This is a genomic window from Lyngbya sp. CCAP 1446/10, from assembly GCF_026130175.1.
In the GTDB taxonomy this organism is placed as follows: Bacteria; Cyanobacteriota; Cyanobacteriia; order Cyanobacteriales; family Microcoleaceae; genus Microcoleus.
This window is the reverse complement of the sequence record NZ_JAIGNI010000060.1, coordinates 22093-36018: the sequence shown is the minus strand read 5'-3', so window position 1 is coordinate 36018 and position 13926 is coordinate 22093. Positions and strand designations below refer to the sequence as shown.

The 13926-nt window shown below is 44.9% G+C and carries 9 protein-coding genes; 7 read left to right on the top strand and 2 right to left on the bottom strand.

Going from position 1 to position 13926, the window contains the following annotated elements:
* Positions 1 to 338: 338 nt before the first annotated feature.
* A complete protein-coding gene (locus K4039_RS21770; protein WP_265238461.1) occupies positions 339 to 713 on the bottom strand; it encodes a DUF1257 domain-containing protein in 375 nt (124 codons plus the stop codon).
* 67 nt (positions 714 to 780) lie between these two features.
* Between K4039_RS21770 and K4039_RS21765 the strand changes: the two genes are divergently transcribed.
* From K4039_RS21765 to K4039_RS21755, 3 genes are all read left to right on the top strand, one after another.
* Positions 781 to 1170, top strand: coding sequence for a hypothetical protein (locus K4039_RS21765; protein WP_265238459.1), 390 nt, complete (start codon positions 781 to 783; stop codon positions 1168 to 1170).
* A gap of 452 nt (positions 1171 to 1622) precedes the next feature.
* Positions 1623 to 5657, top strand: coding sequence for an EAL domain-containing protein (locus K4039_RS21760; protein ID WP_265238457.1), 4035 nt, complete (start codon positions 1623 to 1625; stop codon positions 5655 to 5657).
* Entirely contained in the window at positions 5632 to 5886 is a 255-nt protein-coding gene (locus tag K4039_RS21755) for a hypothetical protein (protein WP_265238455.1), read from the top strand. The genes K4039_RS21760 and K4039_RS21755 overlap by 26 nt, the downstream gene beginning before the upstream one ends.
* Positions 5887 to 5929: 43 nt before the next feature.
* Here the strand turns inward: K4039_RS21755 and K4039_RS21750 are convergent, their stop codons facing one another.
* Positions 5930 to 7324, bottom strand: coding sequence for a J domain-containing protein (locus tag K4039_RS21750; RefSeq protein WP_265238454.1), 1395 nt, complete (start codon positions 7322 to 7324; stop codon positions 5930 to 5932).
* A 226-nt stretch (positions 7325 to 7550) separates the two neighbouring features.
* Here K4039_RS21750 and polA point away from each other — a divergent pair, with 226 nt between their 5' ends.
* From polA to K4039_RS21730, 4 genes are all read left to right on the top strand, one after another.
* Positions 7551 to 10658 (top strand): DNA polymerase I, encoded by a 3108-nt coding sequence (gene polA / locus K4039_RS21745; protein WP_265238452.1) that lies wholly within the window; start codon positions 7551 to 7553, stop codon positions 10656 to 10658.
* A gap of 13 nt (positions 10659 to 10671) precedes the next feature.
* Positions 10672 to 11244 (top strand): thermonuclease family protein, encoded by a 573-nt coding sequence (locus K4039_RS21740; protein ID WP_265238450.1) that lies wholly within the window; start codon positions 10672 to 10674, stop codon positions 11242 to 11244.
* Positions 11245 to 11355: 111 nt separating this feature from the next.
* Positions 11356 to 11877 carry a hypothetical protein gene (locus tag K4039_RS21735; RefSeq protein WP_265238448.1) on the top strand — a complete coding sequence of 174 codons (522 nt, stop codon included), beginning with the start codon at positions 11356 to 11358 and terminating at the stop codon, positions 11875 to 11877.
* A gap of 259 nt (positions 11878 to 12136) precedes the next feature.
* A complete protein-coding gene (locus K4039_RS21730) occupies positions 12137 to 13852 on the top strand; it encodes a HAMP domain-containing sensor histidine kinase (RefSeq protein WP_265238446.1) in 1716 nt (571 codons plus the stop codon).
* Positions 13853 to 13926: the final 74 nt, after the last annotated feature.

The following is a 13926-nucleotide window of genomic DNA, read 5'->3' as shown; positions in this document are numbered from 1 at the left end:
CAAATCATGGGCGACATAAGAAGAACCAAGTAGGTATAATATTTGACATCAATACCGAAACATGAACCTATTCATATTCACTCATTTATTTATTATACACCGCTGAGGTTATTAAATTTTCATTCCTTAGCATGAACTCCTGCGGTAATAGTTGTTTATACCCTACTAAATGCCATTACTCAATCCTCCAAACCTTCCCATAATATCGTTTTCGTTTGCATCGGAATACTTGTTTCGTAGCAAATAAATAATTAAACTTTTGTGGCGCGGGCCAGAAAGCCCGCGATCCATCTTCAATTTAAATGCCAAATAGCTTGCGAGTTAATCAAGCGCGAGTCCTAAACCCATCTACCCACAACAATCCTCACCGTCCCATCCGCCAAAGTCTCCTCTTCCTCAACATGAAAACCCTCAGATTGTACCGCCGCCATCAAACTTTTGCGCGCGTATTTTTGGCTAATTGAATTAACAAATTCCTGCTGGTTAATTCGAGCTCCCCAAAAATCTGCCACCAATTCATAATCCTCTCCGCTGCGGCGAAAACCCAAATCGTAACCATTGGATTGCCGAATTACGTACTCGGCATTAGTTTTGTCGCCATGATAACCCCGCACCTGCACATTGCACTCTACTTGATAACCCAACTCTTCCAACACTTGATGCAGCAATTCGCCGTTGTTGATCTGAACTTTGATCGTTGTGAAGTGTGACATATCACTTTCGGATTTTTGTGTGAAACGCTGATTTGATTATAATAGTACAAATGCCAGCCGTCAATAAATGCAACACCTCAGCAAACAAACTCGGTTTCTACAATCAATATTGGGCTCGATCGCGAGCCAGCTAACCAGACACGGGTTTCTTGCTCAAGAGTCCGTAAGTTCTGTAAGTGCAGAACCTCAAATTTCCCACCGTGCGAAGCGGCACACATCCATCGAATACAAAGCCGAAATTCCGACAGTTGCCATCAGTCCCCACATTCAGTCTATTTTAGATTTTAGATGCTTCGACTTCGTACAAGTTTTAGATTTTAGAATTGACTCCACAGATGAATCTGGGAGCTTTAACTTGGGTCTAAGATTTTGGGATTACGACTTAATTCGGGGGCTTGTATCCGTTTTTGGGCGGGGTGAAAATATCGCCAGTTGTTCAGAAGATACTACTATCTAAATTTGGAATTTAAAGATCGGAACACTTAAGGTAAGAACGTAGAAGGAAGAGGGAAAGTTTTTAGTTGTGAGTTAAAGAGTTAAAAATTCTCAATTCTCAATTCCCGACTCCCCATTCTAGATCTCCCATTGATGAGTACGTGAATCTACTCAAACTAATATAATAACTTTATAATTTTATGTCTTGTGCAAGCTGAGAATTGTAATTTTTTTTTTAATCACTACACATACTTGGCGTAAAAATACGGATTTATCGGCCTTATTCAGCTTATTGTCAATTTCTGAATAGTCGCTACACAACTGGGGAAGCCACAATTTATGAATCCTTTAAACTATCTTTAAACCATTGCATCTTGATCGGGTGAGTATCACAGCGAACTGTAATACTTCACTTAAAAAGTTATGATTAAAAAATAGGCTGGGATTAAATATACTGTGCATCCCATAGTAACCATGTCACACTGCAACCAATCCATCTATCCTTCCTGCAATCCCGCAGAAATGTGCGACAGTGCTGCCCGTTGGCAGGAAAAAGCCGATCGACTAACAGTAGAATTAAGCAACACCCGCGATCGGCTTCAGGCAGAAATCGATCGGCTAAAACTTACCAACAAAACCCTGCACGCCGCCGTCAGTTGTGCGCCGATGTTCCTGTGGGCAACCGACAAAGACGGTAGGTTAACCCTTGCAGCAGGCAAAGGATTGGAAAATTTGGGAATCAAACCAAGTGAATCTGTTGGGCTGTCGATTTTTGAACTTTACAGCAGCCAGCCAGATATCTTAGAAAATATTGCCCAGGTATTAGCAGGAAACGATCGCACTTGGAATGCCAGAGAGGGGCATTTTATGCACGAAATTCGATCGACAGCGCTGCGAGATGGAAACGGCGAGGTTATCGGCGCTGTCGGTGTTTCTACTGAGATTACGGAGTACAAAAAGTCGATCGCAACTCTGGCAACAACAAATCAACAATTAGAAGCCCGACTTACTCTGCAAACGGCAGTCTGGAATGCAGCACTTGCTGACAGCGAAAAAAAGTACCGCAACCTTGTAGAAACGTCCCAAGAGTTGATTTGGTCGATCGATATTCAAGGCCTCTTAACTTTTGTCAATTCCGCCGCCAAACGCATCTACGGTTATGAACCGCCAGAAATGATCGGCCGCCGCTTCACCGACTTTTTGTATCCCGAAGAAAAACATCGACAAATAGAAATATTAGGGCAACTTTTAGCTAGAACCAGCATTCAGCCAGAAACCTTTAATTCTGCTTACGAAACAGTACACATCCGCAAAGACGGTACTCCCGTCCACCTGCGCGTCAACAGCATCGTCAACCAAGCTGAAAACGGTGCGATGTTAGGCCTGTGCGGAACGGCGACAGATATTAGCGATCACAAGCGATCAGAAGAAGCACTCCAAGAAGCTACAGACCAACTTCGCGCCGTCTTGGATGCCGTGCCCGGACTAATTTCTTGGGTAAGTTCAGATTTGCGGTATATTGAAGTCAACCAGCACTTAGCAACCTCGTTCAAACGGTCTCCTGAAAGCTTTGTCGGTCAAGAAATCAACTTTCTCGACAAAGGCTCGACTTTTGGACAACTAATCCGAAACTTTTTTGACAGTTCATCTCAGCAAACCTCACAAGAAATAGACGTAGAAATTAACGGCAGCATCCGAAATTATTTGATAGTAGGTCAGAAATATCATCAAGGAAGCGCAGCAGTTTCTGTAGGAATAGACATTACCGACCGCAAGCGCGCGGAATTTCAAAAGACCCAATTAATCACTTCTCTGCAAGAGTCTGAATGCAAATTTCGCAGCCTTTACGAAGCCACAAGCGACGCAGTAATGTTGATCGAAGAACAAAACTTTTTTGACTGCAACCCCGCCACCTTAGCAATATTTGGGTGCACAAATAAAGAACAGTTTTACGGCAAGAAACCTAGCGAATTTTCCCCGCCATTTCAGCCTAGCGGACAAGACTCATCCAGTCTAGCAGCACAGAGAATATCCACAGCAATGCAAACAGGTAGCTGTCGCTTTGACTGGGTACACAAACGGCTAGACGGTTCAGAATTTCCCGCAGAAGTGCTGTTAAATGCAATGGAAATTAACGGGCGCAAAATAATTCAAGCAGTAGTGCGGGACATTACAGACCGCAAGCGCGACGAGGATCGCATCAAAGCATCCCTCGCCGAAAAAGAAGTCCTCCTCAAAGAAATTCACCACCGCGTCAAAAACAACCTTCAAGTTATTTCCAGTTTGCTCAAACTTCAATCCCGCTACATCCAAGACAGCCGCGTTAGTGAAATGTTAAAAGAAAGTCAAAACCGAGTCAGATCGATGGCCCTAGTTCACGAACAATTGTATCAATCCAAAGACTTGTCAAACATTGACTTTGCTGAATACATCCAAAATCTCGCCCACAATTTATTCCAAGCTTATGAAATTCCTACAGAAGGCGTCAATTTGCAAACAAATATTGCGCCGTGTTCTCTCAATATTGATACGGCAGTTCCTTGCGGATTGATTATCAACGAGCTGGTGACAAATTCCCTCAAATATGCTTTTACAGGACAAGTTCAAGGTAAAATTAAAATAGATTTTACTTTAGATGAAAATAGAGTTTGCGTGCTAGCCGTGAGCGACAGTGGCATTGGTTTTCCTCAAGAGTTAGATTATCGCAAGGCCCGAACACTCGGTTTGCGGCTAGTCGGGTCTTTAGTCAAGCAAATTCGGGGGGAAATAGAACTATTAGAAACAGCAGGCACGACTTTTCAAATAACATTTTCCAAACCAATAGGAATCGGAGGAAAGAAATTAATGTCAACTAAAAAAATTTTAATAGTAGAAGACGAAAGCATCATTGCAGAAGACATTTCCGACAGTTTAATATCTTTAGGATATCAAATAACTGATATTGTCTATTCGGGAGAAGAAGCGATTGAATCAGTAGCCAAAATCCGACCGAATTTAGTTTTGATGGATGTTAACCTGCAAGGAGAAATAGACGGTGTTACAGCAGCAGAAGCAATTCGATCGCGATTTCAGATCCCGGTAGTGTATCTAACAGCTTATGCTGATGAAAAAACTTTGCGGCGCGTCAATGCAACCAAACCCTTCGGCTATATTGTGAAACCCTTTGAGGAAAAAAACTTGCACACAACTATTCAAATAGCTCTCCACCGACATCAGCACGACTGTTTAACAAATTTGCCCAATCGTGCGCTGTTGCGGGAGCAGCTAAGTCAGGTATTAGACAAGCAAAAAGCATTGCCAGTAATGATACCAGTTGTGACTCTCAGTTTAGATAGAATTAACCGGATTAATAGTACCTTGGGACACGATATCGGCGACTCCGTACTTTGCAAAGTTGCCGAGCGGCTGACTAACTGCACGGAGAAGATTAATTTTGTGGCTCGTTTAGAAGCTGCCGAATTTGCAATTGTACTCGAACCAGTTGCCGAAAAACAGGATGCTGGCAAGATTGCTCAAAACATTTTAGATATTGTAGCCCAACCTATCATTGTCAAAGGCTCGGAACTTTACGTCACGGCAAGTATCGGCATTTCTTTATCTCCGGGAGACGGCAACGATGGAGACAAATTGCTGAAAAATGCTTATGTAGCAATGTACAATTCTCAGCAAGAAGGTGGCAATAAATATAAATTTTATACGGCAAAAGTTGCCAATAGTTCTATCAATCAATTTACTCAAGAAACTTGTCTTCGCAATGCTTTAAAACGCTTGGAGTTTGAAGTTTACTATGAGCCGCAAATAGAAATTAAAACAGGGAAGATTATTGGTGCTGAAGCTTTGGTGCGCTGGAATCATCCAAAAAGGGGCAGAGTTTCTCCGGGGGAATTTATTCCAATGGCTGAAGAAATGGGCTTGATTTCGCCGCTGGGTGAATGGGTGTTAGAGACTGCTTGTATGCAAACTAAAGCTTGGCAAATAGAGGGTTTGCCTCCGCTGCGGATATCTGTCAATTTGTCAGCCCGCCAGTTTGAGCAAAAAAAATTGACGGAGAGAGTCAGCCAGATATTGAGAGAAACTAATCTCGATCCTAAATGTTTGGAATTAGAATTGACGGAAGGTCTAATTTTGCAAGATGAAACGGCAGCAATTCAAGCTTTTACGGTGTGGAGAGAGATGGGAATTAGGCTCGCACTTGATGATTTTGGTACGGGATATTCTTCTTTGAGTTACCCGAAACGTTTTCCGTTTGATGCGCTGAAAATTGACAAGAGTTTTATTCGCGATATTGCAGACGATCGCCAAAATGCAGCGATTACAGTAGCGATTATTCAAATGGCACACTGTATGAACATGACTGTGATTGCTGAGGGGGTAGAAAATCAGCCGGAACTGGCTTTTTTGTGCGAGCACGATTGCGATGAAATTCAAGGTCATTTTTTCAGTCAGGCTTTGCCAAGTGCTGAGTTTGAAGCCCTACTGAAAAGTGATAAGTGCTGGGAGTTATGCTGAAGGAAGAAGGAAGAGGGAAGAGGGAAGAAGGAAGAGGGAAGAAGGAAGAGGGAAGAAGGAAGAAGGAAGAAGGAAGAGGGAAGAAGGAAGAGGGAAGAGGGAAGAAAAGCGATGGTTTCAGTGTTTGCCGATCGCACTTGCAACCTCAGAAACCCGGTTTTTTTGTAGATTTATCGTGACTCAACAAAAAAAACTCGTAGAAACCGGGTTTCTAGCCCCCGATGCGTAAACCAGGAAACTTACGGTAATGACTAATGACTAATGACTAATGACTAATTGAAAAGATGCGATCGACCAACCAACCAATTTCCCAACCACAGCCCAAAACCAGAAGTAGCGACTAACAAGATAAATGTGTACAGCCCGCGGCCAGTGGCGATCGACCTTTCACCAGCCACCATCCGCGCCACAACTCCCGCAATCATCCCCATCGCAGCCCAAGCCCCATAAACAGTCTTAGATCCAGCAATGCTCAAGGCCCCAGCCAAAGCCTCCGAACCCGCCCCAGCCAAAACCCCCGCCCACGCCCCCATTCCCAACCCGATCAAGCCTACAAGCCCTATCGTTGATCCGCGAGAATTAACAGCTACTTCCGCCACCAGCCCGCACGTCAAACCAACAATCCCCCAAGACACCGCCACAACTAACGCCTTCCGCCAATCCCCAGAACCCGTCCCAGCAATCAATCCCACCACTGTCGCCACTCCCGCCGCGGCCAAAACTACAGCTACGGCGCGAGACTCTGCCTCGGAACTGGCGATCGCCCCCAAACCAGCTCCAACTAGCGCCCAGACAGCCCCCGTTACCATTCCTCCCGCCTGAAAACCTGCGATCGACCCCCCCACCGCTCCAGCCAAAACTAACGCCGCCAGCCACACTCTAGGCGTTGCCGAACCCTCCGCCAGCAAAATCGCAGCCCACAGCCAATCCGCACCGCAGATTAAAGTCGACATCCACAGCGGGGCCTCAGATTTAGTCAAAATCCAGCCAGTCAAAGCGTAACTCGCTACGGCGATTGTCAGCGGCCCCCAAGGAAAGCTGGAATAGTTTTGAGATAGCCACGGTTTTGAGTATTGAGTCGGAAATTCTTGTTTCTTTTTCGGGGTAAGGTTTCGATAGTTTGGAGATAGCCATGCTTCCCTCGCCACGCTACGCCCAGATAGCTTTTTCCCCCGCGACGATTCCCGATTTTGAGTTGTCAATCGTTTTTTGCTTTTGGGCTTGTTTTGAGTTTGAGTTTTTTTTGATGCGGCTTTGGGGCGGGTGTGACTGCGCTGAGCACCAACTCTACCGGCTGATTTTCCAGAACGCCTTCTCAGGGGCTTTTCTGGAGGCTTTTCCGCAGGTGGTGGCTGCTGCGGTGGCTGTTGGTCGATCGACTTTGGTTCAGGTTGACTCAGAAACAACAGCAATTCCTGGTAAGCTTGATTAATTTCGGTTAATCTGTGTTGGGCTTTTTGTTGCAGGCGATCGCCTGGGGGCAACCGATCGGGATGCCACACAAAGGCTAAATCCCTGTAAGCGTGCTTAATTTCTTCTAGGGAAGCTCCAGGCTCAATTTCGAGGATTTCGTAGCATCGATTAATATCACCCATAAGCTTCGATCGGCAGGTGTTGGTAAATTTGCGTGAAGCGAAGCTATCCCGCGCGTGAATCGCACGTAACATCTTCTACTATTCTGAGCCAAGCTGCACATTATGCCGATCGAGCGATTTGAGGTTTGAGACTTCGGCTAGCGCGAGCGTCGCACGATTTTTGATTTGAGAATTTAGAATTGGGAATGACTGATTATATAAGGGTTTAGAGCTTGTTTGCAGTTAGATGCTATTTTCAAACAGGTATGACAAATGAGTAGAATGATAAAGCTGTTTCGTGCGATCGCCATCTGTGTCAGTGTCTGAAAATCAAGCTCCTACCTTCATCTTAGTTGACGGCCACTCCCTGGCCTTCCGTTCCTACTACGGCTTTGCCAAAAGTCGAGACGGAGGTTTGCGAACTACAACAGGCATTCCCACCAGCGTCTGTTTTGGCTTTCTCAAGTCTCTGCTGGAAGTCATGGCCACCCATGAACCGGAGTACATGGCGATCGCCTTTGACCTCGCCACGCCCACTTTTCGCCACGAAGCAGACGAAACCTACAAAGCCGGTCGCGTCGAAACTCCCGAAGATTTTATCCCGGATCTCAAAAACCTCCAAGAACTCCTCACCTATTTCAATTTACCAGCCTTCACCGCTCCGGGCTACGAAGCCGACGATGTTTTGGGAACTTTGGCAAACAAAGCCAGCGCCGCCGGTTATCGGGTGAAAATCCTGACGGGCGATCGAGATTTGTTTCAATTAGTAGAAACTGAGAAACAAATCAGCGTGTTATATTTGAGTACAGATGAACTTAGGCGATCGGGAAAAGGCAAATCCCAAGAATACGGCCCGGAAGAAGTCAAAGCCAAACTCGGTATTTTGCCCGCACAAGTAATAGATTACAAAGCCCTCTGCGGTGACAAATCCGATAACATTCCCGGAGTTAAAGGCATCGGCGACAAAACCGCCCTGCAATTACTGGAAGCTTACAATACTCTTGATGGCATCTATGCAGCCATCGATCAACTCAAAGGCGCAACTAAGAAAAAGCTCGAAGAAGGTAAGGAATCTGCTTATCATTCTCAGCGCATGGCGACAATTATTCAAGAAGTTCCTTTAGAAGTCAATTTAGAAGATTGTCAGTTGATAGGTTTTGATGAAGCAGCTTTGATTCCGATGCTGGAAAAGTTGGAATTTAAAACTTTTTTAACCAAAGTTAAGCAAATTCAAAAGCGTTTTGGCGGTGTAGAAGAAGAAAGTTCGGCATCGAGCAATGTGCGGGATTTAACGGATGTCACGGATGGAAGTTCGGCATCGAGCCATGTGCGGGATTTAACGGATGTCACGGATGGAAGTTCGGCATCGAGCCATGTACGGGATTTAACGGATGTTCGGAAAAAGGGAGAATTTACAGTCTCTGAATTGTCTAATGCTGATAATTCCAGTGATTTTTCCGCTGCAAATTCTGAAAGTTCAGAAGCAGACGAATTGTGGTTTTGGAGTTATTCTGACACCAAAGCCGCCCAGCAGGAAAACAAACTGCCAATTAAACCGCAAATAATTCAAACAATCGAACAGTTAAACGAATTAGTCGAACTCCTGCAAACTTTCACAGACAAAGCCTCACCCGTGGCGTGGGATACCGAAACCACCGCCTTAGAACCGCGAGACGCCGAATTAGTCGGAATTGGCTGCTGTTGGGGAACCGGAGAACAAGATTTAGCTTACATTCCCACGGGACATAAAACGGGCACAAATTTGGACAAAGCCACGGTTTTAAATGCTTTGCGTCCGATTTTGGAAAGCGAGAGTTATCCGAAGGCGCTGCAAAATGCTAAATTTGATCGATCGATCCTACGCTGTCAAGGAGTCAAACTCGCCGGAGTAGTGTTTGACACCATGCTAGCCAGTTACGTACTCAACCCAGAAACCAGCCACAGTCTCAGCGAATTGTCAAGGAAATACTTAGGCATTGTCGCAGAAAGTTACAAGGAATTAGTACCGAAAAACAAAACAATTGCTGACATCAGTATTATCAAAGTAGCTGACTACTGCGGCATGGATGTTCACACCACATTTGGGTTAGTAAGTAAACTTAAAGCCGAATTGGATAAAGCTGATCAAGCTAGCCTTCCCGGAAAAACTTTGCACGGGTTACTGCTAGAAGTAGAACAGCCTTTAGAACCAATTTTAGCAGAAATGGAATACTGCGGAATTCGGATTAATTCAGAGTATCTGCAAGAACTATCCCAGCAGCTAGAAAAGAGATTAGCACAACTCGAAGAAAATACTTATGAAGCAGCGGGGAGAAAATTCAATTTAGGTTCGCCCAAACAACTCAGCGAAATCTTGTTAGAAAAAATCCCCGATGAATTTCAGAAAAAGTCTCGCAAAACCAAAACTGGATATTCTACCGACGCGGCTGTTTTGGATAAATTGCAAGGAGACCATCCGATTGTAGACGATTTATTAGAACACCGAACATTGTCTAAATTAAAATCAACCTACGTCGATGCTTTGCCGCAGTTAGTGCGTGCAGATACCGGGCGAGTGCATACAGATTTCAACCAAACTGCAACTGGTACCGGCCGCCTTTCTTCTTCCAATCCAAATTTACAAAATATTCCCATCCGTACCGAGTTTTCGCGGCAAATTCGCAAGGCTTTTTTGCCGGAGTCTGGTTGGCTGATGGTGTCGGCTGACTATTCTCAAATTGAACTGCGAATTTTGGCTCATTTGAGTCAAGAACCTGTGTTAATAGAAGCTTACCAAAATAACCGAGATGTGCATACCCTGACGGCTCAACTACTGTTTGAAAAGGAGGAAGTAACTCCCGATGAAAGACGGTTTGGCAAAACGATTAATTTTGGGGTAGTTTATGGTATGGGGGCGATTAAGTTTGGTCGTTCGATGGGCAAATCTTCCGCAGATGGTAAAAAGTTTATTGAACGATTTAACGAGCGTTACAGTAAGGTTTTTGAATTTTTGGAGGGTGTGAAAAAAAGTGCGATCGCCCTTGGCTATGTTTCCACTATACTAGGTCGTCGTCGCTATCTCAACTTCGAGGAGCATGGCAGCCTCCGCCGCTTGAAAGGCCACAACCCCGAAGAAATTAACCCCAGCCAACTTAAGTCCCTCAGTAAAAATGACGCCCAATCTTTGCGGGCCGCCGCCAACGCTCCCATTCAAGGTTCCAGTGCTGATATCATTAAGCTTGCCATGATTGAGGTCAACAAAATTTTACAAAACTATCAGGCGCGACTGCTGCTGCAAGTTCACGATGAATTAATCTTTGAAGTCCCACCGGATGAATGGGAAGAATTGCAGCCGAAAATTAGAACTGCGATGGAAAATGCTCTGCCGCTTAGCGTACCGTTGATAGTTGATATTCACGCGGGGCAAAATTGGATGGAAACAAAATAAAAAATAGAGAATTATGAGGCAAAATAAAATCCCCATTTCCCCTACAATCACCAGCTTGAGCGCAGTTGTTCTGCTATTCCTACTCTCCGGCTGTCCTCAAAAGCTACCGCCGAATAACTATGCTGTAAAACGAGTCAGCGACGGCGATACACTTGTTGCCACCGATGCCGCTGGCAAGGATATCAAAGTGCGTTTTGCCTGCGTAGATGCACCGGAAATTGCCCACACCAACGCCGAAAAAAATAGTAAAAAAGCAGCCGAAAAAAATCAGTTCAAGTGGGGAAATCTAGCCGAGCAAAGAATGCAGCAGCTAGTCAAAGAAGGGGGCGGTCGAGTCGTTTTGACAGTCACTGATACTGACCGTTACGGCCGAAAAATTAGCGAAGTTCGCTTGCCAAACGGCAGATTTGCTCAAGAAGTTTTGCTGCGCGAAGGATTAGCAATGGTTTACCGTCCATACTTGAAAAACTGTCCGAGTGCAACTGTTGTCCAACAAGCGGAAGCCGAAGCCAAGAAAAATCGCCGCGGTGTTTGGGGAGATTCTAAGTTTGTTCCCGCTTGGGAATTTCGGCACAGCGATAAATAATTTAAAACTTAAAACTTTAGTCAACAAATGTGATAGGCTCCAGATAAATCAATCGACTGCTGACAAAAGCGGTCTATTGCAATCACCCAAAATTAATTTTACGGGACATCAATGAAGATCAAACATTTAGTTATTTCGGGCATTGCCCTACTCCTCGGTACTGCAATCGCAGGCAATGCTATTGCTCAAGAACTAACCAATGACCAAAAAACGGTTGTTTGTCGCTTAAAAACAGAAGTTGAGCAGCGGAAAGGCAACGGTCAAAAGTTAGTATTTGTGCCGTTGCTAGCCCAAGTTCGCAAGCAAGTGTCATCTCCTTTTAGAGCAACGCTGCATCCTGATATAGAGTATACTTTTGTTGCTACTTGCGACGGCAACTGCAAAGATTTAAACCTAACTCTCACAGATGCCAGCGGTCAACAAATTGCAGCGAGTCAAAAGACAGGTGAACTCGTGACAATATCTTTTACTCCTCCATCCCAAGGCGAATATCAACTGACTGCCAAGCCTGGGGAATGCAACAACGCAGAGGGTTGCAGTTTCGGGATGGGAATCTTCGTTTCTACCTCTGCTAGCGTACCTAATGCTTCAAAACTTCCTGCTAAGATAGCACAATTTCAACTTTGCCAGTAGAGGAACACCGATAAGTTGTGGGTTGCAAGTTAAGTTGAGTCTTGAATCAAAAATCTAACTCGTAACTTGCAACTTATAACCCGCCACTTATAATTTGTTAACCATAACTCTTCCCAACTGTCAAGCAGATCGAGCTGTGGAACCCTGCACAGACCCCATAATTGCCGAATTTTGGTTTAAAGTCATAACTTTATTTACCCTCACGCAGGCATCAATTAGAATATAGATAATGCCTCTCAGGGTGACGAGTAAATTCCCCATGTCTTCAACCTTAGCCTCGAAAAATCAACCCCAGAACCATCCTCCAATAGGTTTTAAAAGTCTGTTGGGTCGCTTGGGTATCCGGCAGAAAATCGGCTGCGGATACGCCTTGGTCATTGGTATTGCGATTTTGGGTGCTGTGACGGGACGGGGAGTAGAATCCTATCATAAGCAGCAAGTTAGAGAAAAACTGGCGATCGACCGAGATAAAGCCGAAATCCTGACCAATCTGAATAATACCGCGCAGGAAGTCAGAATTCAGCAGCTCTTGCTGCTGAATCTGATGGGACAACCGCAAATTTTCGATCGCGAACGATCGGATTTTCTGACTCGTGTTGCTCAGATGAGCGGACAGCTAGAACAACTGCAAAGCCAGCCACCGACTACTAATTCCGATGTTGCCAAAGATTACCAAGAGATTCAAGAGTTCGCCAAAGCCAACAGCAAGACAGTAGAAGCTTACTTCCAACAAGTCCAGAAACTGCTGGGGAATGCGAAGTTATCTGGTTTGAATCTGCAGCAGCGGCAGCTATTCCAGCGGAACTTGTATAATTTGGCCACTGGGAGCAATGCTTTTAAACTCGAACAGTTTTCGCAGGATTCAGCCAAACTCGCTGGCAATTTTCGGGACAAAGCAGACAAGGCATTTAGAACCTACGAGAAAGCTGAACAACTCGGAACTCTGATTCTGGTTGGTTCTCTGTTGGTATCGGCGGGTATCGCCACCTTACTTGCAATATACACCAGCAGGGCGATCGCCCGACCACTACAAGCCACCACCCTCATCGCTCAGCGAGTGACAGAAGAATCAAACTTTGACCTGCAAGTACCCGTTACCACTTCCGACGAAGTGGGAATGCTAGCAACTTCCCTTAACGAACTGATCCAAAGAGTAGCGGAATACACAGAAGACTTACAGGAAGCAAAAATAGCAGCCGAAGCTGCCAACCGCTCGAAAAGTGCATTTCTCGCCAACATGAGCCACGAACTGCGTACTCCCCTCAATGCCATCATCAACTACAGCGAAATGCTGCAAGAAGATGCTCAAGATTCCGGTTCCGAAGATTTTCTCCCCGACTTAGAAAAAATTCAAATCGCAGGCAAACATTTGCTCGACATGATCAGCGACATCCTCGACATTTCCAAAATAGAAGCTGGGCACGTCACGCTTTATTTGGAAAACTTCGACGTAGCGACAATGATTGAAGAAGTGATGACTACGGCTCAACCGCTAGTAGAGAAAAAAGGCAATGCTTTAGCGCTGAAAATCCAAGGCGAACTCGGCACAATGTACGCCGACCAACCGAAAGTGCGGCAAATTCTCCTAAACTTGCTCAGCAATGCTGCCAAATTTACTGAAAAAGGGGTGATTACTATCGAGGTGGAAAGAATTAAAAATGAAAAAGTTAAACAGACGAAAAGAAAGAAAAATAAAGATTTTAACTCTGGTTCAAACTACAATTCTCAAGTTTTGATTTTTCGAGTCAGGGATACAGGCATTGGCATGACTAACGAGCAATTAGAGCAGATATTCAAGCCTTTTACTCAAGCTGATGCTTCGACTACCAAGAAGTATGGAGGCACGGGTTTGGGATTGACAATTAGCCAGCGCTTGTGTCAAATTCTCGGTGGCGAAATTAGTGTCGAAAGCGAGGACGGGAAAGGCTCAACTTTTATTGTCAGTCTCCCGGAACGTGTGGTGATGCAAGCATGAAAACAGTTGACAGTTGACAGTTGACAGTTGACAGTTGACAGTTGACAGTTGACAGTTGATAGTTGACAGTTGAT

What these genes read in the sequence shown, in the direction of transcription:
- K4039_RS21770 (WP_265238461.1), bottom strand. Translation starts at nt 713, where the DNA reads ATGTCACACTTCACAACGATCAAAGTTCAGATCAACAACGGCGAATTG.
- K4039_RS21765 (WP_265238459.1), top strand. Translation starts at nt 781, where the DNA reads ATGCAACACCTCAGCAAACAAACTCGGTTTCTACAATCAATATTGGGC.
- K4039_RS21760 (WP_265238457.1), top strand. Translation starts at nt 1,623, where the DNA reads ATGTCACACTGCAACCAATCCATCTATCCTTCCTGCAATCCCGCAGAA.
- K4039_RS21750 (WP_265238454.1), bottom strand. Translation starts at nt 7,324, where the DNA reads ATGTTACGTGCGATTCACGCGCGGGATAGCTTCGCTTCACGCAAATTT.
- K4039_RS21740 (WP_265238450.1), top strand. Translation starts at nt 10,672, where the DNA reads ATGAGGCAAAATAAAATCCCCATTTCCCCTACAATCACCAGCTTGAGC.
- K4039_RS21735 (WP_265238448.1), top strand. Translation starts at nt 11,356, where the DNA reads ATGAAGATCAAACATTTAGTTATTTCGGGCATTGCCCTACTCCTCGGT.
- K4039_RS21730 (WP_265238446.1), top strand. Translation starts at nt 12,137, where the DNA reads ATGTCTTCAACCTTAGCCTCGAAAAATCAACCCCAGAACCATCCTCCA.